We start from the raw sequence: 26649 nt of genomic DNA on the forward strand, positions 1-26649 counted from the left end.
GCGACCCTGGGAGCGGTAGCGGCGCATGACTATTCATGCATCCTTTGACAAAAAGCATTGACATTTTCTACTAATAGTGATATATATATATCAGCCTTTTGACAATCTTATACGGATTTGTCAACTGCGCTTCGCTATCGTAGATCAGATATCTACGGTGGCTTGAGGCGCGGAACGGCCGCACCTCAAAAAGTGGAAAGGCGTAAAAATGCTCGAGATTTTGACCGTTCTCCTTGTCGCTATTATCGTCACTGGAACCATGATGATCCTATTTTCCGAAAGGGATCTGGTCATAGGTCTGAACGGAGTGATGCTACTGCTGTTCGGGGTATCAGCCCTCCTCGCCACAGCAAAAATGACAGCAGCCGCACAACATCGAAGCCTTGAGTGGCTCTATGGGTCACTCACTGCCTTGCCCAACTGGGTCCTCATCGTAGGCGTGGTTGTAACTGCCGCACTGTTCATCACGGCACTTATTGTCGTGATGGATTGTCTTGCCGATCTCCTCTGTTGGTGGAGAAGAAATCGCCGCTGAGGTGCGGGGCGGGATTTGATACAACTTTTCGTATCTCCCGCCCCACTCACATCACTGAACTTATGTTATAGAACTTATGACATTGCTGGCTGTTGGAGGTAGTGGCCGACGTCCGCTACCAACTCAACCAGGCGGTTGGAGTACCCCCACTCGTTATCGTACCAGACCATGATTTTCACCATGTTGCCACCAACGACCTTGGTCAGCGGCAGATCAACGATACCAGAATGCGAATTACCGATAAAGTCGCGGCTGACCAGCGGCTCTTCAGACACACCCAAGATCCCTTGATAGAAACTATCGGCGGCAGCTTTCTTGAACACCTCATTCACCTGCTCGACCGTCACGTCACGCCGCAGCAAGGCCGTCACGTCACTGAGAGACACCACCGGCGTCGGTACGCGCACACTGAGGCCGTCGAACTTACCGGTTAGCTGCGGCAGGGTTTTGGTCACGGCGATGGCCGCACCGGTCGTTGTCGGCACGATATTCTCGGCCGCGTTGCGACCCTCGCGAAGGTCCTTGGCCGGCGCGTCTTGCAGGCGCTGGCTGGCAGTGTAGCTATGCACCGTTGTCAGCATCGATTTCTCGACGCCAAACTCCGCATCCAAAATCGCCATCACCGCGCCCAAGCTATTGGTCGTACAGCTGGCATTAGAAACTATCGGCGTAGCGTCCTTGATCTTGCTGTCATTGGTGCCCAGGACAATTGTATCGACGCTGTCGGACTTGGTCGGCCCGCTGATAACCACACGTTTAGCGCCAGCAGTCAAGTGCTTACCCGCACCATCTTTATCTGTAAAGAGTCCCGTCGATTCTATCACCACGTCAACATCCATCTCGCCCCACGGCAAGTTCATTGGATCTTTTTCCGCCAGCACTTTGACATGTTTTCCATCAACGACCAATTCGTTTTCTGTAAAATCAACTTGGCGGCCGTATTCCCCGTAATTACTATCGTGTTTGAGTAGGTACGCTAGCGTCTTAGTATCCGTCAAGTCATTGATCGCCACAATCTCCAGATCGCTGCGCTCCCAGGCAATTTTAAAGGCGCTGCGCCCGATCCGCCCGAAACCATTAATCGCTATTTTCGTTATCGCCATACAAGTATCCCTCCCGAGTAGCATTAGCTTTTTCCTAATTATACTACAAAGTTGTATAATGAAACCATGACGCGCGAGGAATTACTACATCTAGCGGCGCCGCAGTACGATGAAGTGCCGGTACTGGTGTTAGATAGCGCTATTGACTACGCTACTAAAAAACATGCCGGGCAAAAACGCAAGAGTGGCGAACCCTACATCACGCACCCGCTGGCGGTGGCTGGGATTTTGGTGGAATGGGGCATGGATATCGACACGGTAATCGCTGGTGTGCTGCATGATACGGTCGAGGATACCGATGCGACATTGGATGAACTGGAGAGTTTGTTTGGGCGCGACATTGCCTTTTTGGTTGATGGTGTGACCAAGGTATCGCAGGCGCGCGCTGGCATGCGTAGCCTCGATAGCTACCTGCCGCACACCAAGGACAACCTCGCCAAACTGATGATCGCGGTCGGCGAGGACATCCGAGTGATTATTATCAAGCTGGCGGATCGACTGCATAATATGCGTACGCTTCAATATATGCCGCGCGACAAGCAGAAGAAAATCGCCCGCGAGACGATTGAGGTGTTTGCGCCGTTGGCGGATCGACTGAATATGGGGCGGGTGCGCGTGCAGCTGGAAGAGCTCAGTTTTCGATTTTTGATGCCCAAGGATTTTCAGCGTACTAAGAGCCTGATGGATAGCCGCCTAAAGAAAAGCCAGCGCAAACTCGCCAAAGTCCGCCGCGACGTTACGGCGCGCCTCAAGAATGAGAGTCTGCAGTTTGAGATGGACGGCCGGGTGAAAAGCGTATATAGCTTGTTCAAGAAGCTCGACCGTGTTGGTGATATTGATAAGATTTACGACCTGATCGCCCTACGGATCATCGTTGATGATTTAGCGACCGGCTATCTGGTGCTGGGCGTGCTGCACGAAATGTACCAGCCATTCTATGAGCGCATCAAAGATTATGTCGCCAATCCTAAACCGAACGGCTACCAGAGCTTGCACACGACGGTACAAACGCCGACCGGACAAATTGTCGAATTCCAAATTCGTACCCAAGACATGCATGAATACGCCGAGCGCGGCCTGGCAGCCAGCTTTCATTATAACGAACAAAAGATGTCCGATGCCTACCGCCAGGGGCGAATCGCCGCGCTGCCGACGGATTTGGCATGGATTCGTGACCTACAGGAAACGGCGGCCCGAGCACGCGAGGGTAAATCATTTGATTCAGAAAAATTCCGCATGAAGTTGTTTGAGGATCGCATCTTCGTCTATTCGCCCAAAGGTGATATTTATGACTTGCCGCGCGGCGCCTTTCCGCTGGATTACGCCTATCGCATTCACTCCGACATCGCAGCGCACGCCAGCGGCTTTAAGGTCAATGGCGCCATGAAGCCGTTCACCTATGAATTACAACATGGCGACGTCGTCGAAGTTTTGACCAGCAAATCTGCCAAACCCAAACCAGCCTGGCGCAATATGGTCATCACGCCGCACGCCAAAACCAAATTACGCATGCAGCTGTCAAAAAGCGGCGGCGTGCTCGCACACCTGACCGGTTTAACCGACGGCGTTTCGTCGTTGTTTCGACGGTAAGCAAAGCACTCACACCTCAGAGGCTGCGGCAGACACGACACCTCCTCCGCCAGAGACTGTGAAACGTTCGTGAGTAACGGACGTTTCAGCCGAACGCTCGCGAGAAATCTCCAGCGGAGATTTGAGCGAAGAGTGTGCTCTGGCGGCGGACGGTGGAGTGGCTGCCACGGCTTGGATTCCAGCCGTCTCCTCCACGTCGAATGCATCCGGCGGGCGCCGTCCGCAGAGCTATCGACGTGTCGGAGAGGCTGATAATTCCGCGACAAACACGCATACCAGATTCTTAGTAAGATGTGATATCGCTTTGCTTTACAAGATATGTAGTATTACGCCTGCTCGTTCCAGCGCTCGATCGCCGCCGCCACAACCTGCTTAGCAGCATCAACGCCAGCAAATTCCTTGACAATGGTCGAGCCTGGCTTCTTCAGATCCTTATAGTGATTGAAGTGGAATTCAATTTGCTTAATCAGCTGTACTGGCAGATCCTCCAACGACTGAATGGCGTTACCATTATGGCGATCGTCGCTTGGCACCGCGATAATCTTATCATCAACCTCATCGTCATCGATAAACTTCATCACGCCAAGGATCCGCGCCTCGACCACCAACCCGGTCGTCAGTGGCGTATCCGTCACCAACAGCACGTCCAACTCATCGCCGTCCTCATCCAGTGTCTGCGGAATGAAACCATAATTAGTCGGCTTGGCAAAGATCGCCGGATCAACCCGATCTAGCCGCATGACGCCGGCCTTCCGATCCCATTCAATTTTATGATTTGACCCAGCCGGAATCTCTACGACAACGGTGATTTCGCCGTCCTGATAGTTTCCCGGGGTTACTACTTGGTTAAAATCCGCCATGATCTACTCCTCTCTGGCTTTTTCTTGTAAATATTCACGAATCTGCAACGCCGCGACCGCGCCCTCGCCAACCGCCGAAGCGATTTGCATGGTCGCACCCGAACGTACATCGCCCGAAGCAAAGACACCAGGAATGTTGGTATGCAAATGTTCGTCGGTAACGATGTGCCCGCCGAGGTCCAGCTCAACATCTGATTCCTTCAAGAACTGCGTGTTCGGGATGAGGCCGATGAAGACGAACAAACCGTCTGCAGTAAATTCTTTTTGTTCACCGTTTTGGGTCGATTTGACGCCGTAGAATTTGTCGTCTTTGACGATAATTTCATCAGTCGTCGCACCGATATGGACGGTAATTTTACCCTCATCAACATACTTTTGTAATTCTTTTTGCAGGACATCGCTGGCGCGCAATTTACTGCGTACCAGTAGGTCGATGTGGCTGGCATAGCGAGTTAGAAATATCGCTTCCTGCACCGCCGAGTTGCCGCCGCCAACGACGATCAAGCGCTTATCGCGGTAAAATGCACCGTCGCACGTTGCACAGTAATGCACGCCGCGGCCATACAATTCATCTTCGCCCGGCACGCCCAGCTTGCGGTGATTTGAGCCGGTCGCTAGCAGCACTGCTTTGGCTCGCACTGGTTGACCATCAATCGTCAATTCCAATTCGCCGTCAACTTGCTTGAGTTCCGTGACATCGCCATACTCAATATCCGCACCAAACCGCTCAGCCTGCTGCTGCAATTCGGAGGCTAATTTCATGCCGGTCACGCCCTCAGCAAAGCCTGGATAATTATCGATTTGATCAGTGATGGCCGCCATACCGCCAACCACGCCGCGTTCGTATAGTGTTGTCGGCACGTCTTCGCGCGATAGGTAAATTGCTGCAGTGAGTGCGCTTGGACCGGCACCGACAATGATAATCTCTTTAGACATTCAACCCCCTTGATCTATAATATCGCTTGATAACTTCTGGCATCTCCGGCCGTGGAATCTCCGTTGGTTTCTCGATAGCCATGACCACAAATTTGAGTGGCGCATTAGCAGGAATTTTATCACCCTGACCCTTGTCGCCGTAGGCTTTGTCAGCTGGAATTGTCAATTCACGCACGCCGCCAATTTTCATACCAATCAGCCCCTCTTTCCAGCCCTGAATCACCGACGTATTCGCCGGACCGTTCACTACAAATGGTGCTTTCAATTTACCGCTATTGATCGACTGATCAAAAATCTCACCCTTGGCATTCCAGCCAATGTAATAAGCCGCAAATTTGGTATCACCCTTAACTTCTGCGCCGCCGCCCTCCACCAAGTCTTCTTTGCCGAGCTCTTTGATGTCACCAGCCTCAAACGCACCAACTCGCGCGCTAAACTCAGCAAATTTAGCGTAATATTTTTTGTTCAATTCCGCCGTCTGAGCATCAACTTTCTTTTGCCACTCCGTGGTTGCTTTTTTATAATCTTCTTGCGCTTGCTTTAGCTCGGCCTGATCTTTGGCGTCATTGCTTGGCTGCACCATCATGGCGATGAACCCGCCAATTGTCCCAACCGCTAATGTCCCCGTGATGATCCATATACCGAGTCGCTGTCCCCTCGTCGTCGCCATAATCCTCCTTTATCTTACCTTGAAATTATATCAATGTTTCTTCTCGGCCGCAATGTCATACCGCGCGAGTTCGTCATCAATCCCCAAACCGGCTGTCCGCTGTAGCTTGAGTAAATCAGCATAAATGCCACCCGATTTCGCCAGCTGTTTCGGCGTACCGATCTCGTCGACCCGGCCATGTTTTAGCGTCACGATCCGATCCACCGTAGCGATGGTACTCAGCCGGTGAGCGATAATCAGCGTCGTTCGCCCCTTCATCAGTCGCTCCAGCGCCTGCTGCACTAGGTGCTCGCTCTTACTGTCAAGGTTGCTTGTTGCCTCGTCGAGAATGAGAATCGGCGCATCCTTGAGTACCGCCCGCGCGATGGCGATGCGCTGTTTTTGACCGCCAGACAGCTTGAGGCCACGCTCGCCAATTTGTGTATCGTACCCTTTATCAAGCCCGCTGATAAAGTCGTGCGCGTTGGCGGCCTTGGCAGCGGCGATCACCTGCTCATCCGTCGGCTCGTCGGCGCCATAAGCGATATTTTCACGAATTGTGCCAGAAAAGAGCGCTGGCTCCTGAAATACCGTGGCGATATGACGGCGCAAACTCTTTTGCTGCACCGCGTCAATGGCCATATCGTCAATGGTAATCTCGCCACTATCTGGCTGATATAGGCGCATCAGTAAATTCGTCAAGGTAGTCTTGCCGCCACCCGACTCGCTGACGAGAGCAACATGCTCACCGGGACGAAGCGTGAACGAGATGTCGGTCAACACTGGTTTTTGCGGAGCAGAGGCGTAGCGAAACGAGACGTTGCGAAACTCGACTGCCCCGCGGCTCACGACTAATTCCGGCGCGTGAGGCACATCTTCAATTGCTGGGCGTAGCGTCATCACACCAACAAAATCCCGACTCCCAGCCAGAGCTTTCTGGAAATTATCAACGATGAAACTCATGTTAAACAGCGGCATCCGCAAATTATTAATCAGCGTGATCAACAGCACCATATCGCCGATCGAAAAACGCCGCTCGGTCGTCTGCACAAAAATGTAGGCAAAAATCATAAAGAAAATGACCGACAACACCACGCCGCGCACGATGTCCATGCTGTGCCAATAGCGCGATTGCTTGCGTGTGATGGCGATTGTTTTGCGGTAACGCTTGGCAAAATGACGATATTCGAGCGACTCACGGACGTAGCTTTTGACGACTTTGATCTGAGCAATGACTTCGGCGAACCGGCCGCTGGCCATATCCGTCTCATGATTTTTACGGTTCTGAAAGGCCTGCCATTTCTTGCTGGTCAGCGCCGTCAGCCACATAAATAGCGGATACATAATGACCACCATTACCGCCAACTCCAGGCTGTACACCAGAACGATGCCGATGGTGATACCTGTCGTGAGCAGCATCTGGAAAAAGTTATTGGCAAACATGTTCAGGAAATTCGTCGTTTCGGTAATCGCGCGGTTGAGGCGATTGATAATCGTCCCAGTCAGCTCGCCATCAAAATAACTTTGTGGCAAGCCAAGCAAGTGATGATAGTACCGCGTCGACAGCTGCTGTTTGAGCCGCGTGGCCATCACGTCGCCCCAGTAACCGCCAAGGTTTCGCACCATCGTATTCGTCACGTCAAGCGCCAGCAGCACCAGCGCCAAGAAAATCGCCTGCTCAATTCCCACCTTGCCGCCCTCAACCACGTCAACCATCAAGTTGGTTGCCAGCGAAATCACGAACGGCACCGCGATGCCGGTCAGTGCCACGACAACCGAGCTGATACTAACCCCGACGTAGTATCTGCCCATACCGCGCGCATACCGGAGCATGTGGATTAGCGGCTTCATCAGACTGTTTCAGCGCCCCATCTGTCTTTAGTTGTCTGTTCAATCCGCTGCATCACCGGCGTGATATCATTATCCACCAATGTCCGTGCAAGTGAAGTAAACGTCAGCCGCCACGTCATCGTTTTCTGCGCCGCTTCATGCTCAGATTGATAAATGGTGAGTGGCTCAATTCGCACCTCCATACCAACGTCCCGCACGGCCTCATCCAGTGTCTGCAACAGTTGCTGATATCTGATGGTGGTCGGTAGTTTGAGCGAAATGTCGCGGCTGGTTGATGGATAGCGGCTGAGCGGCTGATAATGACTGTCACGCTTGGCGTAAACGGTCTCCAGGCCAGCCATGTCCAAGCTCGCTGCCGCCACGTACGTTGGTAATTTGAAGCTCTTGATGACTGACTGCTTCAATTCGCCGACTATGCCAATGAACATTCCATCGGTTGTCTCGACCAGTGCACTGCGTGATTGGTCAAACGGTGCCGCGACTGGAAGCGTAAGTTCTTGTTCAATTGGCTTGAATACCAGATCAGCACCAAGCTCACGCGCCAACTGCTCAACCAAGCAACGAATTTTGTAAAATGGCGCGCCTGCTGCCGGCTTTTTGGCGGCGTAGACGATGTCGGTGAACTGGCTGGCTTCTGGCAAACCATCTTCGCCTAGGCCGTGCATTTTGCCGTGGCCCTTACCCATTTCAAACAAGGCAAATTCATCATGCCCGGCCTTGATGTTGGCGTGAACCTTGTCGAGCAAACTTGGTAACACCGTCAAGCGATAATATTGCAAATCAGGACTAAGGGCGTTTGATAATTTATATGCCTGAGTGACGTCCTGCTCGGCGTTTTTCAGGATGCGTTCATGAACGAAGCTGTAGGTCAAGACTTCATTGGCACCAGCACGCGATAGACTACGGCGAACGGCGTTTTTCAATTCGCGGCGCACATTTTTTGGCGCTGGTTTAATACTACGACGCGGCAATTGACGCGGCAGTTTATCAAAGCCATAAAGCCGCCCAACCTCCTCGACGATATCCTCAGGCAGCTCAATATCGGTGCGCCAAAACGGGCTGTAGACCAGCATGCCATCCTCACCATACTCATGCCCTTCATCAACGAAAAACTCAACGTTTCCTAGCAGCGTATTCATTTCACCATCGGCAAAATTTACGCCGAGCCGCTCTTCAATAAAGCCGCTCGGTACTACTAACCCGCCCCACCAGCGCATACCGTCAGTTAACATAGACCGGAGGGATTGATGATTCTTGAATAATACAGGGCTGGCTTGCTCACCGCCAACCATGTCCATGAGGCGCTTGAGTACCGGGTCAGTTTGTGCCGATGACTGACCCTTATTAAACCGTGTCAACGCATCGGTAAAAATACCGTGTCGCATAGCGGTGCGGCGCAGTGCATACATATCAAAATTAGCGCATTCCAAAACGATGTTTTTCGTGCTATCCGAAACTTCAGTGTTAACACCACCCATAATTCCCGCGAGACCTATCACACCCTCGCCATCAGCGATGACAATGTCGTCCGTCGTCAGCTCATACTCCTTGCCATTCAGCAAGCTAACTTTCTCACCAGCACGAGCCAGCCGCGCCCCGAGTGTAGACCCGCGTAATTTATCATAATCATATGCATGCGTTGGCTGCGCCGTCATGAGCATCATGTAATTTGTCGCGTCAACAATATTGTTAATTGGTTTACCGCCCATCGCCACCAGCTGACACTGCAGCCATAGCGGACTCGGACGCACCTCGATATTTTTGATAGCTACCGCTGAAAACACCGGCACTACTTCAGTCACCTCATTGAATATCTCGAGCTCGAGACCGTCGCCACCAGCAAATTCTTGAATCACATTGTACCACTCGGGACTGGTAAACTGCTGATGAAAAATCCCGGCAATCTCGCGCGCCACACCGAGCTGCCCGAAGCAGTCCGGCCGGTGCGTAAACATCTTGTTCTCAATGTCCAGCACATAGTCATCCAAACCAAACGTTTCAGCGAAACCAGCTCCCGCGGTTAGCTCAACACCCGCCGGTACGTCGTGTTCATGAATTTCAATAATTCCCTCGTGATCCGTACCAATCGCCAGCTCGTCCGCCGCCGCCAACATACCTTGGCTGAGCACGCCGCGCAGTGGTCGCGCATCCAACACGAACGGTTCATCGTCATCAAAACTCGCCGGCACCGTGCTTTCTGGCGGCAACCAAATCGCCCACATATCCGCATGCACATTCGGCGCGCCGCAGACCACCTGCACCAGCCCGTTGTCGTCACGCGGCACATCCGCCGCCACGCCGCCATCATCGATCTTGGTCACACTCAACCGATCAGCATCAGGATGCTTGACGCATTCAACCACCCGAACGATTCGCGCGCCGCCATACTTGGCCTTGAGGTCAATCACTGCTTCGACGCCGCCAAGCTGCTGATTGACCCGCGCCACCAACTCGTCCACTGGCGGCAATTCAAAATTAATCAATTGTTTGATAATGTTTAGGCTGACTTTCATATATATCAGTATACCATTCTAATCAATGGTATAGTCAAACACCTTGATGGGAATACCTTTTTCCCTGGCTTGATCAATCGTAAACGTCGTGCCAGGGCTATTATTGACCCGAAATGCTACCAACTCATCTGCCAAGTCAACAATTTGGCAATTACGCGCATGAAACGACTCGGCGTTGACTTCGGTAAAATCGGTGGTATCATATATGACGCCCGGCCTATTTTTGGCAATTTTTTGCAACAGAGCGACCGTAGCAACTACGTCGTCCGGTCGGCATTTGCCAGCGGCAGCGCGATCATACAGCGCTTTGCAATACAGACCCAACTCTACCGGCAGAAATACCCGAAACCGTGCCGCCTCCAGACCATATTCATACGCCAGCCGCGCCGCTTCGTGATCAGCACCAGTAGCGCCGCCCGACACAATCCCGCCGCCTTCAGTAATCTTTTGTCCAACACACTGCTCAATGTCACGGCGAATCGTGTCATTCACTTCGCGCGTACCGACAACTCCGAGCCACTTCATAGTTTGCCCCGTTGACTAGATATCACCCTTGAGCGGCAATGATCTGCGCCTGAATCCGGTCAAGCTCCGCCTCATCCATCTTTGGCCCCTCGGTCGTCGTCAGCCAGCCGCGATAGCTCTCGTGGAACTCTGCATTCTCCGCCCAGACGTCAGTCCGCCCCGCCAAATCACCATGTAGCGGATACAGTTTGGCGTGCACATGCGCTACGCCCGTTCCCTCGAACACCAGCGCTACCCGCGGCGTATTAAACGCTCGTTCTAGTAGCCGCGCCACTTGACGCACTGCTCGCATAAACTCGAGATATAGCGTCTCGTCAATCGCAAAAATATAATCACCCGGATTATGCTTTGGAATGACCACTGTCACCCCCGGGGTATTTGGAAACGGCGTGAGAAACGCCAGGAACTGCTCGTCCTCCCAAACCCTCCATGATTTTACGGTGCCTGATACAATGTCGTCGAAAATTGTATGGTTCATAGTTACTCCTTTCAAATAATTATAGCAAATAATTTTAAGCTAAAGCAAAATACAACGTAAGGCTACATCCCGCGTTATGTCCACAACTTCCTATCAGGTTTAGTCCTAATGGTTAAACTATTGCTGCAGAGGTAATCTATTATTTTATGCCATAATTTTGACAAAATCCATTGACGTTTTGTTCTATTATTGATATATATCAGCCTTTGCGTCCGCAAGGGTCGGCGTTTCGCCCAAAGCCATTGGGCTTGAGACGCTCCACTTCGCGAGATAATTATCTCGCCTGACTCCAAGAGGAGTTATTATGGGAACTAACAGCCAGTACGAGAGTGGTATGGGCCGCATCGGTGGAGAGGTCATGTACTGGGACAAGAACGATGACGGTACTACCAACATCTTCCCCGGTGGCATGCCCGGCGCACGGCCGCACGACCACATCGTCGTGAATGAGGACGGTGGTGTCGAGTATATGCGCGTCGACGGCGAGGTCATCAATGACTACCGCGACTACCACGGCTGATTCCTACTAAGCGGTTTGTGGCTTCCGTACAAAAAGCCACTTTTCCTTTATAATATGTCATTGATTATGGATAATCATCATACTATTATTGAGAAATTTACCGGCAAGCTTCATGAGTGCGCCTCACGTGGTCATTTTGAATTTACTAATCTGCCTATGGGGTCATATGATTTCTTTTACATCGTGACTGAAGATAGATGCTTTGCTGGTGAAGTATGTCTTTTTAAGACGCGGTCTGTGTTGTATGACCCAATGAGCCGCTCAAGTGAAGCTTCTCCGATAGTTGGCGTAGAAGATGGATCTGGTAAAATTGTAGACTCTTGCTTCTCGTTGTATAGTCAACCAGATAATTTTATATTCTTCGACGGAGACTTCAACTATTGCTTATATAAGCTAACACCGTAAGCTTAATGCTTTTTCATTTTTCAGGAACATAGACCAAACCATCTTCATCAGCGGAAGCTGTCGCCCAGCTACTCATGATTTCAGAATGATAGTCTTCAAATACTTGCTCATTCGTTGATTTTGGCCAGTTTGTCATGGGATTTTTCGTGTTTGAGAATTGCAACCTGGATTACGCAAAGCATATTTACGGGCAACCAGTCTGTTTTAAGAATTCATCAGTTCAGAGCGTAGATTTTCGCGGCGTCAAAGCTATTATCGAGGCAGGGGGGCTGTGCCTTTCGCGGTATGAAATACGACGAGGAAACACAATTTATTTATGGTAGCGGCAAGTTGGCAGCACGATCACACTTTGTGAATTGCCAGTTGGACAAGGAAGGGCGGAAGTTTTTGGCGCAGCAAGGTGTGGAGTTTATAGATAACTAAAGATATAATGATAAGCTGAAAGACGAAAAACCTATGACAACCAAACTTCTAGAAATCGAACGCAAACGTCAATTAACCAGTGGCGCAAAAGAATTAATCAAGCAATTGCAAGACCTCGGTTTTGAGCCAAAGAGTAATCTCCACGAGATTGATACATATTATTCTCGTCCTGATGTCGATTTCATGCAGACGGTTGAATGTTTGCGGATTCGTCAGCGCGATGGTTTTGCCGAGGTGACATATAAGCCTGCGACGACGACTGCGACACATACGAAAAACGATGTGATCATTAAGCCCGAGACAAACCTGCCAATTCAGCCCGAGAGCGCAACGGCTGCCAAACAACTGTTTGCTAACCTTGGCATGGTAAAACTGGTCGAGGTCAACAAATACCGGCGATCGTTCCAATCACCAAACTTTCCAAAAGCAACAGTAGCTATTGATGAAATTAAAAACGCCGGAACGTTTGTGGAAGTTGAGGTTTTGTCAAGCGATGAAACTGGCGCGCTGGCGATGATTAATGACATTGAGACCAAGCTCGACCTTGACTCGGCAGAAATTGTTACGCGGCCTTATCGAGACATTTGTATGGGATAATCAAGCTACGTTTTTATCAAATCCACGCCTCGCCCCACCGCCCAACCGCAGCAGTACATTATACAAAAACATGATAACTCCCCAAAAAATAACACTCAGATAATTACCCCAATTAAAATCATTCCAAGGATTGCGAGCCGGGCTGTCTGTCGGGTCGTATGCCACAAATCCCACTACGGCCATCACGAGAATGATCAAGAGTCCGGAAATGACAATTTCACGCACGTAGCTGGAGCGCTGAAATAGTGATAGCCTCAGGTTATATCGAGCGTCTGATGGCAACAACACTAGTAACACTATAACGATATATGATGGGATGGTTATTATACCCTCGAACACATCCCACGGGTTCACTTTCATGATATCAGGCTTCACTACCTTTACGATTTCTTGCATACCCAAGGACACCCCGAAGAATAACACCAGTATAATCAGTACTAGTCCAATAGAACTCCATCGCCTAGTCCACATTGTTGGCTCCCGTTATGACATTGGTGGCTGCTTGATACACCTCGTGGATTTTGCCAAAAACCTGGTTGTCATATTCTTCTCGATCTTCAATGCTGCTGTCTGGCAGTTCAATTGTATTCTTGAACTGCGGCTGCATGATATTAACCGATGTCACTTCCATACCCTCTTCAATTTCAACGTCGTAGACCTGCTTTTCGATACCCGGAAACTCCTTTACATAGTGATCAATGTACGCGCCAGGAGACAGGAACTTACCTCTACTCGGCCGAAAATCAATGACGATAGTACCAAGTGTATCAGTACGATTATCGATCAAAGGTGCGGAGAATAAACTTTTCGCTAGCTGGCTGATTTTATTATTGTGTTCTATGGCTTCGCGAGGAACAAATATCTTCGCGGATTTTATACGATGCGCCCGCCTGATTAACTCGATGGCGTCTGGATGACAAATCACCGTCCCGATAAATGCTGTCTTTTCAGAGAGCGAGAGCTTTGTGATGCGGTTATTTATATAGGCTAAAATCTTTACATTCGTAGCAACATTTCGGTTGTACTCTAACGCCATAATTCCTTTGTCTGCATAGTAGAGGAAATGCACCACCTGCACCGGCAGCTGCCCATCAGGAAGCGGATAACGTTTGACAAGATCGTCATCGTCCCTGCCTATGGTAATCACGTTCGATCCGTACACGGCAACGATGCCAGCATAGCATTTGGATAGTTCGCTGGTTTTATGCAGCTTATCAAACTGCAAGAGCCGCATGAATGACTCATCGTCATTTGGATTATACTGCCAATTCCTATCGTCTTCTTCGAGCTTCATCAAATCACGAAGAACATCCTCAAACGGATAGCTGCCGTATCCCTCATCGTCGCGATTGGTGATATTGTAGAGAAAGACATTGCGCTTAATCATCTCATATCTCCGAATGGACTAATTGACTGAATTAAAACTGCTCCAAAAAGTCTAATCGTCCGCTCTCAAAATGCCGCACGTCCTCGATGCCGTATTTCATCATCACCAAGCGGTCGATGCCGCAGCCAAAGGCAAAGCCGGTGTATTCATTCGGATCGATGTTAGCAGCTTTCAGTACATTCGGGTGAATCATGCCGCAGCCCAAGAGTTCGATCCAGCCTTCGCCCGAACAGACTTTACAGTCCGGATTTTTGCCTTCGCAAAACGGACAGCTCAGCGCAAATTCAAAGCTCGGTTCGGTGAACGGAAAATAAAATGGATTGACGCGCACGTCAAGTTGCTTGCCGTAATATTCCTGTAAAAACTCCTGCAAGGTGGCAATGAGATTGCCAACGTTAACCCCCTTAGCGACATACACGCCCTCGACTTGATAGAACGTGTGCTCATGCCGCGCGTCCAGATCTTCGTTACGAAACACTCGGTCGGGTACAATAGCAGCAATCGCCTCGCCACTCGCCAAATTGTCATGATATTTCTTCAACACGCGGTTTTGCATGGTCGAGGTGTGCGCCGGCGCGATCAAGCGGTCGCCATTGGCGTCAGTTTCCTCGGTCATGAACGTGTCATAATCATCACGCGCCGGGTGGCCTTTCGGGAAGTTCAGACTCTCGAACATATGGAATTGATCGTCAATTTCACGCGACTCTTCCGTCACAAAACCCATGCGGTTAAAAATGTCAGAAATACGCTCAATCTCGGCGCTCAGCGGGTGAACCGTGCCGCGCTCACTCGGCAGCAATTCAGGCCGTGGAGCATTGACATCCATCGGCGCCGTTACGTCAATTGGCGGTAAATCAACTTTTGATAATTCAGCTTCACGAGCCGCGATCACCCGCTCCAATTCCTGCTTCAAGTCATTAACCTTTTTACCAAACGGCCCGCGCTCCTCACTCGGTAGCGTCGCGATAACGCCGTATAGTTCCCGCAGCTCCGCGCTCCGCAACACGCTGCGCGGTTCAGCCGCCTCGGCTACGCGCGATAATAATAGTGCTCGAACTTCATCCAATTTTTCCATGTCATCGCCCCTGCATCAAAAACATCCCAACAACCACGGCCGCCATGATCACAATTATAATCCAAGCTGGCGCCAGCGTCGTCGTCTGCTTCGTATCTTCCAAATATTTCACATCTTCTACGCCGTCCAAGCTAGCTTTTTCCTGCAGACCCGACGCTTTGGCCTTCTCGCGCAGCTCCGCCGCAATGCGTTCTTGGAGCTCACTACGACTATCTTGTTGATTTACAAATAATCCCATAACCTTAGTATAGCAGATATGTTATAATGGCAGTAATAGTACAGTAAGGAGGGACTATGGCCACGAAGAAGACTACTAAAAAGGCCGCGACTGCAAAATCCAGTCCAAAGAAGACGACTGCTGCAGCTGCTACATCGAAAACAACCGTAACGCGTGTCACCAGCAAGGCTGAGACGAAAAAGCCAGAGGTCAAATCGACTGCTGCTAAACCCGTCAAGACTAGCTCACCACGTAAAAAAATAGAAGCCAAGCTACCGCGCAATCTCGTCAACATTGTACTAGCCGAAGTTGCTGGCACGTTCATCTTGACACTAGTCGCCTTGTTCTCGGCATACATGATGACGCCGTTTTACGTTGGTCTAGCACTGGTAGTATTAGTGCTCAGTATTGGTGCAATCTCCGGTGCGCACATTAACCCAGCCGTCACGTTCGGTCTCTGGACGATGCGTAAGCTTCGAGCTATACTCGTACCGTTCTACTGGGCAGCACAATTCCTTGGCGCAATGGCTGCCGTTGTCTTGATGGGAGCAATTTCATCAGGTAGCTTCGTCATTAACTTTGACCAATTCACCACCTTCTCGTGGGCAATCTTTGCCGTTGAGCTCGTCGGTATGGCGGTCTTTATGTTTGGCATCAGCGCAGCCCTATCACGCACTGATCTCAAGAACACCAGTAAAGCCGTGGTCATTGGTATGTCATTGACACTTGGCTTGGTGGTTAGCGGTGCATTGCTACCACTCGCCCAAAATGCTGCTGTCCAAAAGTACCAAGAAGAGCAAGCAAATGCGACTCGGCAAACTCAGCAGCTAAAGGATCAGCGCACCTACCCACGCGAAGTATATATCAGCGGTGCGACACTGAACCCGGCAGTCGCCCTGGCAGTGACTGAAAAGACTAACTCACAGCTACAAAACGCCTCAGCACCAGCACAAAAAACAGAGAAAATGTATACCCGCCTCAGCCTTGAAGTAATCGCTGCGACGCTCGTTGGTGCAGCACTCGGCGGTAACTTGTTCTTGCTCATCAACTACCGCAATAAGGAAGAAGAGTAAATCATAGTTCTACCATAACGATATCCCGCCTCTTTTGGCGGGATATTTTTTGCGTTAGTCTTCCTGCGCCGGTCGGTCGATTAACTCTGGCTGTGTTTGGTGGTCGCCGCCAGCGATCCGCACCACGTCTTTATCAATCTTGCCCAGCTCTTTGTACGAATTATTATAATGCCCGACAGTGGTGCTGAGGCTCTTGCCCATCTTGGTCATCAGATCGTCAAACTTTTTGATGTGCACACCCAGCTGGCCGACACGCACCTGGATGTCCTTGGCTTGCTCTTCTATCTGCAGGCTCCTCAGGCCCTGTAGCACCGTCTGCAAATACGCCAAAAAGCTGGTCGGACTGACGATAATCACCCGCTTGTCACGAAAGGCATATTCGATCAAATCGCGACTCGAACCGCCCGCACCAACATTGTTGATGAGCAGGTCATAATACAGCGACTCACTCGGGATGAACATAAAGGCAAAGTCCATGGTGTTCTCACGCGGGCGAATATATTTGCTGGTTTCGTCGATACGCCCCTTCAGATCAGCCTTCACCTTATTCAGCCACAACTCGCGCTCAGCCTTGGTCTCGGCGTTAATCATCCGGTTGTAATTTTCCAGACTAAACTTACTGTCTACTGGCAAAATCTGCCCCTTGTCTAGAAAAATAACTGCATCAACAGTCTCGCCATCCTTGAAGCGGTATTGCATCTGGAACTGCTTGGCAGGCAGTACATTATCCAACACGCTTTCCAGGTAGAATTCGCCGAACACACCACGCTGCTTCGGGTTTTTTAAAACGTTCTGCAAAGTTTTTAGGTCAGTCGCCACGTCGACCACCCGCTTATTCGTTTCATCCAACTTGGCCAGCCGCTGTATTACGTCAGCCACCAACTTGGCACTTTCCGACAGCTGCTTTTGCACCGATGTTTGCACCTGAGCATTGCTGCGCTCCAATTTATCACTGACCGATTCATTCAGCTTGGCGATAGTTCGCCCCAGCTCCACCACGTCAGTTTTGATGAGCTCGACTGATGATTGCTGTTTCAGCTCGCTTAACTTCGACTGTAGCACAAACAGCATCGCACCCAAACCCATAACGATAATAGCTAAGAGAATAATGATAATGATTTCCATACTCTTAGTGTACAGGGATTACAGAGACAAGACAACTCGCGCCAACAGGACGAATATAGCCAAAACGATAATCGCCGCCACGTTGCCGCGGGTCCGGTTCAGCCACATCGCGGTTGCGTATACGAAGCCAAACGCCACAGTTGTTACCATCAGCGACAACCACCATACCTCAGCAGTCGAGACGCCGACACCCCACAGTGCGCCAACCGCAGCGAGTACCACGAGCAGCGGCCGCCTGACTCGATTGAGGGCGATAATCGGTACGAGCATAACGCTGACCAATACCAGCGCAACGTAGGCACCAATTTGCGCACTGTTCGTACACATTGATGGGTCGGCCGTCGGGCCACAAATAATCTGCTTTAGGATAAAGCGATCAAGCGCCAGGGCAATCAGCCATGTCACGACACCGCCAACCATACCGCTGATGACAACTCGCCAGAACACCGCCGGCGTCACGGGAAACATATAGCCTGATTCTTCCTCGTGAAAAACTTTCTCAAACCACTTCACAATAGATACAACTATACCAATAATTTGATAAAATATCAACCCTATTTTGCAGTGCGTGACGCCTGTCGCAACGGCATGTACCAGAATATGCCCACCCAAGCGATAATGAGCCCCCCAGCCACATCAAGCGGCGTATGCACCAATGCCACCACCCGCCCTATACCAACCAGTAGCGTCATCACTAAACAGGCCACGGCCCACCCTCGACACTTCGCGCCGAACCACACCGCCAGCGTGATGGCCATAGTGAACAGGGCGTGATCAGACGGGAAGCCCGGATTATCCAAAAACGAGGCGCCAGCACTCACGCCCGCCAGTTCAAACGGACGGAGGCCTGATGGCTGATATAGCAACCCGATAATTTTTGCTGCGACGAACGCCGTCAGCCCCGCCATTAGCACTCGTGTATACACTTGATGGCGCCGATCTCGCGGTACGTGTCGGATGAGCGTATACATCCCGATCAACACCACCGGGATCACCAGCCCGTCGGCAACAATTTTCACCATCCATGAAATATCCATAAGCCCCATTATACCCTGCTGGGCGTCGGCGTCAAACCCTGCGCTCGACCCGCTGGCTTGCGCCGCTTTACCATCCGTAGTATAATCAGACACGCGTTGGGGATTCGCCAAGTGGTAAGGCACCGGGTTCTGGTCCCGGCATTCGGGGGTTCGAATCCCTCATCCCCAGCCAAGAAAAAGGATTGACGTTTTGTCAATCTTTTTTCTTACGCTTTGGTTTGGTATGAGCCTGATGGTCAGTTGATGTTTCTTGAGATTTTACCGTGGTCATCGCACCCTGGCCGAAACCACTTGCCCATATTGCCAAAATCCACACGCCGGCCAGAAACAGGAGCGACCAGCTACCGCCCGGTAGGTCAAACGTCGCCCCAAATATCATTGATACTCCGTGACAGAACGCCATGCTTTCTAGCAGCGTCAACAGCAGTAGCGCCACGACGCCCATCACGGCACTTACTTTTCTCAGTCTAGCCGATATATCCATGGCGAGTAGAAATGGTAGCGCCCCAACCTCTGTGACAACGAGAACGATAGCGCACACTGCCGCCAGCATGCCCGGCAGTCCAGCGAGCATTGATGGAAACTTATCAAACGAGAATAGCTGGCTCAAGACGATGACGAGAATGTATCCAGCAATAATTCGCCGCACGATCTGCACAACTGACATTGGCTGCTTGGTCACTGTTTTCTTCATAGATACAGTATACCGCCCTCTCTTAAAAAGCTCAAGCTTGTTGTATTATTTACCAAAATGCTTGCTTTTTTGATAAAAAACACGTACAGTGACAACAAGCGAACGATACAAAAACAAACACTACTGACGTTTCTTTCGCTCTACGACATCCACCACAACAAAATACCGTTACGAGTGTGTAGCGGTATTTTCCGTTGTTGGATAAATCACAACGCTATATATAGCGTATACGTGCTATAGTAACAATATGAAAGAATATTGTGAGTCGCGAGGGTTTATTGAGTTTGGTCCAAAAAATACCGCGCCAGTGCCATTACCTGCCATTAACGAAATTGAGCAGATTCGCAAGACATATGACGAGCAGGCAATTACCGAGCTCGCGACTTCAATCGTTCACGAGGAAGACAGTAATACTTGGTTCGATATGTACAATCCTCTCCTAGCCGCCTACCTCACACCAGAGGAGGCGGAGCAATACCTCAAGGAACACGCTGCGTTTCATGAAGGATCTCAATCAATTGATAGTCTCACGCCGGACCATGATGGTAACTACATCATCCTAATCTCTGGGCATCGTCGTAAACGCGCTATCGAGCAGTTACTGAGCCAACATGGCATTGCGCCGGAGTGCACCCTAGTAAATGTCAATCTTCGCCGTGGCATTACCTTTGAGGAAGCACTCGTTGCTCAAGTGCGCGAGAATACGCACGAGAAAGTGTCGCCTACTGAAACCGCCAAATATATCGAGCAACTACACGCCTACCTCGAGAATAAAGAAGGGGCACAGCCGACCTACAGGCGACTGTCTATGATGACCGGTATTAGCGAGGGTATCATTAGTACTGCGCTACGGTTTCAACGCTTACCGGAAAGTATCCAAAAACTTGCTACCACTCATGGTGATATCCTCCCCTACTCGACTCTCGTCAAACTCGAGCCGCTAATGCGCAAACGAGGTGAGCTGTATAAGAAGTTGCTCTCGCTCGGGCAAACCATGGACGGGGAAGACTGTGAGACCTATGTCGAGAATCACCTTCATATCGTGGCGAATACCATTGTTGAAGACCTCCTTGGCGCCAAGAAGCGCAATCACTATATTGAACAGCAGATTAGAGACCTAGAACTACGAATTATCAATGCCCAGCCCAGCTTTGACCTTATAGCAGAAACCAGCTCTGGAGCTCAGCGAAAGGCATCAGAGACCCGCCTCGGTAAGACAGCCGTATCGGCCATGCGGCATGCCTGTCGAGACGATCCAAGAAATATGCCGCCCGAACAGCTAGCTGAACTCGAGGAGTTCGTCGCAAAAGCCAAGGCATTAGCGACTCCTGCTGTCAATGGCTACGAACAAGAGTCGCTGCTATCCGCCTAATCAACAGTTGCTTTTTGCGACTGCTGTTTGCGCCACTCAGTGATTTTGCCGTGATGCCCACTCAGTAAGACTTCCGGTACTCGCAAGCCATTAAATACCTCTGGCCGAGTATACTGCGGATACTCGAGCGTCTCGCCGTCCGAGAAGCTCTCAATCTCCGCTGACATTGCACCGCCCAGTACACCTGGCAGCAGCCGTACGATTGAATCAATAATGGTCATCGCCGGCAGCTCGCCACCAGTCAGCACAAAATCACCGATACTCCACTGCTCATCAACCAATTCCATAATGCGCTCGTCAACACCCTCATATCGCCCGCAGATGATAATGAGCCCCCGGCCATCATCCGCCGCCACATGCGCCATCGTCTGCCGCCAGCGTCGACCGCGCGGGCTCATCAAGACAACCTTTGCGCTCTCATCTCGCGACCTCGCAAACTCCACCGCCCGCCATAACGGCTCAATCATCAGTAGCATCCCATCGCCGCCGCCATATGGCGTATCATCCACCTGGCGGCGCGGGCCCAGACCAAATTCACGCAAGTTCACTGTCTCGAGTGAAACGATACCATCTTTTTGCGCCTTCCACATCATAGAATTTTCAAACACCCCAGAGAACATTTCGGGAAACAGGGTAATGACTTGAAATTTTCGCATACCCTTCATTATACCGCGCCCACATAAAAACCACCAAAAAACCGCCCTTTAGCTAGGCGGTTTTTTAGCACAAATAAGGCTCTCAATGGTTACCCATTGCTCGCATAGAGCTGTTCTCGCATATTGTCTGTGCTTGAACTAGTTATGATTATATATCAAGGTCGTCCAGTTCTGCAAGCTCTTTTCGAGCATTTTCTGCATAAGAAGAGCTATTTTCCACAGTTTCATCTGTTGAGTTGTCCACAGTGTTATCATCTGAAGCGGCAGTCGTAGCTTGCTTGGCGCTTGTAAAGCCATCATTATTGACGATTTTCAGGTTGTAGCGCGCATCATTTTTCGTCCCCAATGCCCTGAGCAGCGTCCGCAGACTTTGCGCTGTACCGCCACGCTTACCGATGACCCGACCGAGATCTTCTGGGTTGACCGTCAGTGTGAGTAACACTCCCTTTTCGTCAATCAAACGCTCGACGATGACATCTTCTGGATGTCCAACCAGCGCCTTTACCACGTATTCTACAAATTGCTGATCTATCGTTGACATACTGCCCCTCCTTGGAATTAACTGTACTCCTAGTATAGCATAGGCGATTTGCCGAGGGCAACTATGGCAATTGGCACTTTTTGGCGCAGTGGGCAGTAATGTTCGCTTTGTGCTCAGCTTCGGTCTTCGCAAAATAGGTTACATTGTCGTCGCCGCTCAAGAAGTAAAGGTAATCCTCCTGAGCCGGATCGGCCACAGCATTCAATGCCGCGAGACCGGGTGCGGCAATTGGCCCAGGTGGCAGCCCCTTGTGAATGCGCGTATTGTACGGTGAATTGAGCGTATGCGAGCGAGCCACGCCAGCCTTGTCGGCGGCATAATGATACGTCACGTCTGACCCGAGCGGTATATCCTTTTTCAGGCGATTATAAAATACGCTAGCGATCCGCCGCATGTCCTCGCAGGTCGCTTTACCCGGGCAGCCAATTGACTCACGCTGAATAATTGAGGCCAGCGTCAACCCCTGATACAGCGACAGGCCCCGAGCTGCAAATTTCTTCTCGAGATTATTCTCAGTTACCACCCGATCTAGCTCACTGATGGCCCGCTGCAAGGCTTGCTGGGCAGTGGCGTCTGACGGCAAGAAGTACGTATCACCATAGATATAACCCTCGAGATCGGCGGTCGCTGGCTTACTTTTTAGTACCGTACCGGTATAGGTAGCAGCAAAAGCGGCCGTGATCTGCTCATCATTGTAGCCAGCCCGCTTGAGGGCGCTGGCAACATCGGTCTTTTGAGCGGCAGGCGTCGAGGTCTTATCGCGCAGTGTTGCCCCTGGATAAAACAATACCGAGCGCCGATCCGGTTTGCCACCGAGTAGATGCTTAAGCACCGACGCCACATCTTGATCTTGCGTAAAACTATACACGCCTTTATTGAAGGTGCCGGTAACATTATTTAACTTGAGGTAAATCGTCATAGCAAAGGCACTACGAATAATTTTTTTATCTTCAAGTTTTTTGGCGATAACCTGCGCTGTGTCGCCACTGGCGATTTCGACACTGATTTTTTGCCGCGCCCCGGCATCGACCGGACGAAGCATTTGTTTGTACCAAATGACGCCGCTAAGCAGCACCACACCCGCCACCGCGACAACTGCCGATACGATAATGAGCCACAACCGCCGTTTTTTAATCTTCAACTTCTTCATCCGTGCACCTCCAAATAATCTTGCAAAATAATACTCGCCGCCTCAGCGTCAATGTCACCCTTATCTTTGATCTTGCCAGCCAGGCGCTGTTCGGCCTGAACGCTGGTTAGCGACTCATCCTGATAAGCAATCTCGGCATCAATGTCCAGCTGACCCAGCCGCCTAACGAAATCGACCACGAACTCTGTTTGCTGCGTTGGTTCGCCGGATTGATTACGCGGATAGCCGACCACTACCAGCGAAATATCGTGCCGCAGCATAATCTCTGCCAGTTCCTCCATGACCCGCTCGTCATTAGCCACCCAGCCAAACGGTACCGCAATCCGCACCTGTGAATCGGCCATCGCCAGACCGATCCGCTTCTCGCCCACATCTAGCGCTAGAAAGTTTTTAGCTTTCATTGAGCTTAAATTCGATGCTTATTCGTTTGGTATCATTTGGTACGGTGCGCACCCAGAACGGAGAGAATTTCACATCAACATTTTCGATACCTTTGATGGCTTCGAGCGCCGACTGAATGTCGCCATAACTTTTACCGCGTGACTGCTCTTTGACCTTTTCTTCATCAATGGTTGGACCGACGACGGCATTGGCGGTGATATGAGCGATGAAGTTACCGCCCCGGCCACTGAACTGCGCAAACTGCGCGCTATCAACACCATCTTTATAGATCTTTTGCGACTGCTTGCCCTCTAGCTCCTTGTTGGCGGTCGCCTTGAGGTAGGTGCTTAGCTCTGATTTTTCGATACCAACCATTGAGGCAGTCACCACCGTTTTGAGTGTCACCGCGCCGGTCGCTTCACTGTCAACAGCAACACTTGGAGTTGGCGTGCTACGCTGCTCCTGGTAGCTTCCCTTAATAATGGTGGTTGATCCGCCAAATGACTGCTCGACCTTAGCGCGAAGAGAGTCGGCCTTTTTTTCGTTCAATAAATCACTGGCGCGCTTAACGTCATCGCTACTGACCACCGTCACCTCACGACTGCTGCCCCCTGAGGTCTCGCCAACGAGGGCAGCATTGACCCCTGATGGCATTCCCGATACTGAGCCGCTTTCACCGTTATATTCCGCCCCGATATTTGCAGCTGTCACCATGACCGTTGAGCCTGAGGCATTGGAGCGACTAAACGTCACCGCGCTATCGGTCGTAAAGGTCATCCCACCGCTCGTACGAATCGAGGTGCCAGCCGGAACGGTCTTGTCCAGCAGGCTGATCGAGTCGGTCGCGATACGCAACTTACCCTTAGCCCGCTCACCGACTTTCTTCTTGCCAGTCGCCGAAAACTCAACGGATAGTTCTACTTTTTGCTCCTGCTGGCGCGCTTTAATCACGTCAGCGGTCGGGTCAGTCACCCCGTCAGTCCTGAGTGTTACTTTCTTATTTACCGTCACCGTTGTTGTCTTGGCCGTGATAATCACTCGTGCATGCGGCGCAAACCAAATCGCCCATACCAAAAATCCAATAAGTAGCAGCGCACCGCCGCCGATCAGCAGAAACTTTTTACGAAATAGATTAAAGTTCGGGACTTTTGGCGCTGTCTTGCTCTTGTTGGCGTTATCCGCCGGTTTTGAGGTCTCGTCGTCTTGCTTTTTGGATGAATCAGCGATGGCTGAATCAATCGCTTTATCCGTTTCATCAACAGGTTGCGCGCTCTTTTCTAGCTCGCCAACCGGTAGCTCGCGCCCGTCGATGACGTCATTTTCGTCGTCCACCTTCAGTACCGGCACCTCGGCCATTTCTGGCTTGCTCTGGAGCGTCTTGGCCACCGGAATTTTGGCTGCCGCCGCGAGACCAGACAGAATCGTATCACCAGTAATCAGTACGACTCGCTTATTAACCGACGCGGCTGTCCGAGCAATCAGCCGCATATTAACTGCGCTACGCAACACGCCGACTCGCTTGGGTGGCACCAGCGCAATAATTCGCTCCTTTGACGTCTTTATCTTGCCAACAATGGCAGTGATATCATCTTCGACGTCAATGTAAATAACATCTTTATTCATCTATATTTTAAGTAATCGGTTAACTTTATCCATCAAGCCATGAGCGTCTTGATTACTTACCATTGTATCATATCCAACTCGCAGCAGGCCCATCACCGTGATAAATGTATGGTCGGTGATATCGCCGGTTGTGTCAGTGATACCGATGACATCGGATGGCTTGATATGTTGAATGGTTGGCTTTTTCGTAAATGGTAGTTCCTTGTACCACGGCTGATTGGCCAGTGCATCGACGAGCTGCTGCAAGCTCGCACCACCGCCGCACAACAAAATTCGGTTCGGCAAATGATCAACGCTATCAAAATCACCGAGCGCCAACTCAACGCCCGACAGCCATACCTCAAGGGTTTTGTCAATCGCCCCGTCAAGTTTGCGCTTGAGTGTTGGTTTGATGTAGCCATTATCAGTATTTACCTTCAGCTTTTCCGCCTCTTTGTAGCCCAGGTCCAGATCCGTCGCAATCATCCGCGTAAAGCTCCGCCCACCGATGCCGAACATCTTGGTGCCCTCAACGCCGCCGTCATTGACGACCGCAATGTCAGTCGTGCCACCACCGCAGTCGATCAAGATCGCCGTAAAATTAGAATTCGCATCTGTACCGAGCACACTTCGGCTGACTGCAAACGGTTCGGCCGCCACGGCGATTAGCTCCAGCGCTAACTCGTCGGCCACCTTTTCCAGCGCCCCGATATGTACCATTGGTGCAAATGCCGTATAAATCTGTACCGCGACGTCCCGCCCCTGAAAACCGATCGGGTTTGACACCTTGTAGCCATCAATATGAATGCTGACCAGTGCTGAATTAACCAGCTTCACCTCGACGTCCTCGTTGCCAGTTTCCAGTGCAATCTGCGCCTGCGCCTTGCCCTGTGCTCGTTCCTGTACCTTCTCAATGATGAATTCCATCTCGGCAACATCCAGTGGTTTATCGGGCTGCGGCCGGCGATAGCGAATTGTGTTGGTCACGCCCTTGACCAGCTCACCGGCAATACCGATGATCACCCGCTTGGCCTGAACACCGGCCTTATCCTCAGCCTCGGTCAGTGCCGCCTCGCAATTGGTCACCACACCAGCGATATCAGCGATCGCGCCTTGGTGCATGTCGCCCAGATTCTGCTGCGCCCGACCAACTCCGATGATCTCGATATCATCATCCTTGATCTCGGCGATCAGCGCCTTAATATACTCCGTACCAATGTCGAGACCGACCAGGTACTGGTGTTCATCTTTGTCTGTCTTCTTGAAAAGCCTATCTAACACCATAGTCTTTATGATTATATACCATTTGGGTGTGGATTGGCTAGTTTTGACAAAATATTATTTAGTTGTATAA

General features: G+C 50.8%; 29 protein-coding genes and 1 tRNA gene. 8 read left to right on the forward strand and 22 right to left on the reverse strand.

Features of this window, described 5'->3' with window-relative positions; translation table 11 throughout:
- Positions 1 to 208: 208 nt before the first annotated feature.
- Positions 209 to 535 (forward strand): hypothetical protein, encoded by a 327-nt coding sequence (locus FBF26_02825; protein QJU10184.1) that lies wholly within the window; start codon positions 209 to 211, stop codon positions 533 to 535.
- Positions 536 to 609: 74 nt separating this feature from the next.
- On the opposite strand, the gene gap is transcribed toward FBF26_02825, so the two are convergent.
- Complete coding sequence (gene gap / locus FBF26_02830) at positions 610 to 1638, reverse strand: type I glyceraldehyde-3-phosphate dehydrogenase (GenBank protein ID QJU10185.1); 1029 nt, start codon at positions 1636 to 1638, stop codon at positions 610 to 612.
- A gap of 66 nt (positions 1639 to 1704) precedes the next feature.
- On the opposite strand from gap, the gene FBF26_02835 reads away from it, so the two are divergent.
- A complete protein-coding gene (locus FBF26_02835; protein QJU10186.1) occupies positions 1705 to 3228 on the forward strand; it encodes a bifunctional (p)ppGpp synthetase/guanosine-3',5'-bis(diphosphate) 3'-pyrophosphohydrolase in 1524 nt (507 codons plus the stop codon).
- A gap of 326 nt (positions 3229 to 3554) precedes the next feature.
- On the opposite strand, the gene FBF26_02840 is transcribed toward FBF26_02835, so the two are convergent.
- The 7 genes from FBF26_02840 to FBF26_02870 are packed head-to-tail and all read right to left on the reverse strand — an operon-like array spanning position 3555 to position 11040.
- Positions 3555 to 4088 carry an inorganic diphosphatase gene (locus FBF26_02840; protein ID QJU10187.1) on the reverse strand — a complete coding sequence of 178 codons (534 nt, stop codon included), beginning with the start codon at positions 4086 to 4088 and terminating at the stop codon, positions 3555 to 3557.
- 3 nt (positions 4089 to 4091) lie between these two features.
- Positions 4092 to 5024, reverse strand: coding sequence for a thioredoxin reductase (locus FBF26_02845; GenBank protein QJU10188.1), 933 nt, complete (start codon positions 5022 to 5024; stop codon positions 4092 to 4094).
- Positions 5017 to 5694: a hypothetical protein gene (locus FBF26_02850; GenBank protein ID QJU10189.1), complete on the reverse strand. Its 678-nt coding sequence runs from the start codon at positions 5692 to 5694 to the stop codon at positions 5017 to 5019. The genes FBF26_02845 and FBF26_02850 overlap by 8 nt, the downstream gene beginning before the upstream one ends.
- Before the next feature lie 30 nt (positions 5695 to 5724).
- Positions 5725 to 7524, reverse strand: a complete 1800-nt coding sequence (locus FBF26_02855) for an ABC transporter ATP-binding protein (GenBank protein QJU10190.1) — start codon at positions 7522 to 7524, stop codon at positions 5725 to 5727.
- Positions 7524 to 10037, reverse strand: coding sequence for a phenylalanine--tRNA ligase subunit beta (pheT, locus tag FBF26_02860; GenBank protein ID QJU10191.1), 2514 nt, complete (start codon positions 10035 to 10037; stop codon positions 7524 to 7526). The genes FBF26_02855 and pheT overlap by 1 nt, the downstream gene beginning before the upstream one ends.
- An 18-nt stretch (positions 10038 to 10055) precedes the next feature.
- A complete protein-coding gene (locus FBF26_02865) occupies positions 10056 to 10562 on the reverse strand; it encodes a hypothetical protein (GenBank protein ID QJU10192.1) in 507 nt (168 codons plus the stop codon).
- 22 nt (positions 10563 to 10584) lie between these two features.
- A complete protein-coding gene (locus tag FBF26_02870) occupies positions 10585 to 11040 on the reverse strand; it encodes an HIT family protein (protein ID QJU10193.1) in 456 nt (151 codons plus the stop codon).
- A gap of 304 nt (positions 11041 to 11344) precedes the next feature.
- Between FBF26_02870 and FBF26_02875 the strand changes: the two genes are divergently transcribed.
- The 3 genes from FBF26_02875 (at position 11345) to cyaB (ending at position 12985) form a co-directional block, all read left to right on the forward strand.
- Positions 11345 to 11560, forward strand: coding sequence for a hypothetical protein (locus tag FBF26_02875; protein QJU10194.1), 216 nt, complete (start codon positions 11345 to 11347; stop codon positions 11558 to 11560).
- 66 nt (positions 11561 to 11626) lie between these two features.
- Complete coding sequence (locus tag FBF26_02880) at positions 11627 to 11965, forward strand: hypothetical protein (GenBank protein QJU10195.1); 339 nt, start codon at positions 11627 to 11629, stop codon at positions 11963 to 11965.
- A 456-nt stretch (positions 11966 to 12421) separates the two neighbouring features.
- Complete coding sequence (cyaB, locus tag FBF26_02885) at positions 12422 to 12985, forward strand: class IV adenylate cyclase (protein QJU10196.1); 564 nt, start codon at positions 12422 to 12424, stop codon at positions 12983 to 12985.
- Here the strand turns inward: cyaB and FBF26_02890 are convergent, their stop codons facing one another.
- The 4 genes from FBF26_02890 to FBF26_02905 all read right to left on the reverse strand — a co-directional run bounded on the left by FBF26_02890 (position 12986) and on the right by FBF26_02905 (position 15685).
- Positions 12986 to 13381 (reverse strand): hypothetical protein, encoded by a 396-nt coding sequence (locus FBF26_02890; protein ID QJU10197.1) that lies wholly within the window; start codon positions 13379 to 13381, stop codon positions 12986 to 12988.
- A 64-nt stretch (positions 13382 to 13445) separates the two neighbouring features.
- Complete coding sequence (locus FBF26_02895) at positions 13446 to 14372, reverse strand: hypothetical protein (GenBank protein QJU10198.1); 927 nt, start codon at positions 14370 to 14372, stop codon at positions 13446 to 13448.
- Between the two features lie 31 nt (positions 14373 to 14403).
- Positions 14404 to 15447 carry a phenylalanine--tRNA ligase subunit alpha gene (pheS, locus tag FBF26_02900; protein QJU10199.1) on the reverse strand — a complete coding sequence of 348 codons (1044 nt, stop codon included), beginning with the start codon at positions 15445 to 15447 and terminating at the stop codon, positions 14404 to 14406.
- Between the two features lies 1 nt (position 15448).
- Positions 15449 to 15685: a hypothetical protein gene (locus FBF26_02905; GenBank protein ID QJU10200.1), complete on the reverse strand. Its 237-nt coding sequence runs from the start codon at positions 15683 to 15685 to the stop codon at positions 15449 to 15451.
- Between the two features lie 56 nt (positions 15686 to 15741).
- Between FBF26_02905 and FBF26_02910 the strand changes: the two genes are divergently transcribed.
- Positions 15742 to 16737 carry a hypothetical protein gene (locus FBF26_02910; GenBank protein QJU10201.1) on the forward strand — a complete coding sequence of 332 codons (996 nt, stop codon included), beginning with the start codon at positions 15742 to 15744 and terminating at the stop codon, positions 16735 to 16737.
- Between the two features lie 54 nt (positions 16738 to 16791).
- Here the strand turns inward: FBF26_02910 and FBF26_02915 are convergent, their stop codons facing one another.
- The 3 genes from FBF26_02915 to FBF26_02925 are packed head-to-tail and all read right to left on the reverse strand — an operon-like array spanning position 16792 to position 18992.
- The gene (locus FBF26_02915; GenBank protein ID QJU10202.1) at positions 16792 to 17862 is read right to left on the reverse strand and encodes a DNA recombination protein RmuC; all 1071 of its coding nucleotides are present in this window, start codon (positions 17860 to 17862) and stop codon (positions 16792 to 16794) included.
- Between the two features lie 18 nt (positions 17863 to 17880).
- Positions 17881 to 18375, reverse strand: a complete 495-nt coding sequence (locus FBF26_02920; protein QJU10203.1) for a hypothetical protein — start codon at positions 18373 to 18375, stop codon at positions 17881 to 17883.
- A gap of 41 nt (positions 18376 to 18416) precedes the next feature.
- Entirely contained in the window at positions 18417 to 18992 is a 576-nt protein-coding gene (locus FBF26_02925; GenBank protein ID QJU10204.1) for a phosphatase PAP2 family protein, read from the reverse strand.
- A 4-nt stretch (positions 18993 to 18996) separates the two neighbouring features.
- Here FBF26_02925 and FBF26_02930 point away from each other — a divergent pair.
- Positions 18997 to 19071 (forward strand) — tRNA-Gln (locus FBF26_02930).
- A 21-nt stretch (positions 19072 to 19092) separates the two neighbouring features.
- On the opposite strand, the gene FBF26_02935 is transcribed toward FBF26_02930, so the two are convergent.
- Positions 19093 to 19593 carry a hypothetical protein gene (locus tag FBF26_02935; GenBank protein ID QJU10205.1) on the reverse strand — a complete coding sequence of 167 codons (501 nt, stop codon included), beginning with the start codon at positions 19591 to 19593 and terminating at the stop codon, positions 19093 to 19095.
- A 247-nt stretch (positions 19594 to 19840) separates the two neighbouring features.
- Here FBF26_02935 and FBF26_02940 point away from each other — a divergent pair, with 247 nt between their 5' ends.
- A complete protein-coding gene (locus tag FBF26_02940) occupies positions 19841 to 20965 on the forward strand; it encodes a hypothetical protein (protein ID QJU10206.1) in 1125 nt (374 codons plus the stop codon).
- On the opposite strand, the gene trmD is transcribed toward FBF26_02940, so the two are convergent.
- The 6 genes from trmD to FBF26_02970 form a co-directional block, all read right to left on the reverse strand.
- Entirely contained in the window at positions 20962 to 21633 is a 672-nt protein-coding gene (trmD, locus tag FBF26_02945; protein ID QJU10207.1) for a tRNA (guanosine(37)-N1)-methyltransferase TrmD, read from the reverse strand. The genes FBF26_02940 and trmD overlap by 4 nt on opposite strands.
- A 136-nt stretch (positions 21634 to 21769) precedes the next feature.
- Positions 21770 to 22162, reverse strand: coding sequence for a KH domain-containing protein (locus FBF26_02950; GenBank protein QJU10208.1), 393 nt, complete (start codon positions 22160 to 22162; stop codon positions 21770 to 21772).
- 61 nt (positions 22163 to 22223) lie between these two features.
- Entirely contained in the window at positions 22224 to 23312 is a 1089-nt protein-coding gene (mltG, locus tag FBF26_02955) for an endolytic transglycosylase MltG (GenBank protein ID QJU10209.1), read from the reverse strand.
- A complete protein-coding gene (gene ruvX / locus FBF26_02960; GenBank protein QJU10210.1) occupies positions 23309 to 23713 on the reverse strand; it encodes a Holliday junction resolvase RuvX in 405 nt (134 codons plus the stop codon). The genes mltG and ruvX overlap by 4 nt, the downstream gene beginning before the upstream one ends.
- The gene (locus FBF26_02965) at positions 23703 to 25316 is read right to left on the reverse strand and encodes a hypothetical protein (GenBank protein QJU10211.1); all 1614 of its coding nucleotides are present in this window, start codon (positions 25314 to 25316) and stop codon (positions 23703 to 23705) included. The genes ruvX and FBF26_02965 overlap by 11 nt, the downstream gene beginning before the upstream one ends.
- On the reverse strand, positions 25317 to 26579 hold the full coding sequence (locus FBF26_02970) for a hypothetical protein (protein QJU10212.1): 1263 nt from the start codon (positions 26577 to 26579) through the stop codon (positions 25317 to 25319).
- Between the last annotated feature and the right edge of the window lie 70 nt (positions 26580 to 26649).

This window comes from Candidatus Saccharibacteria bacterium oral taxon 488, from assembly GCA_013100825.1.
Lineage (GTDB): Bacteria > Patescibacteriota > Saccharimonadia > Saccharimonadales > Saccharimonadaceae > Nanosynbacter.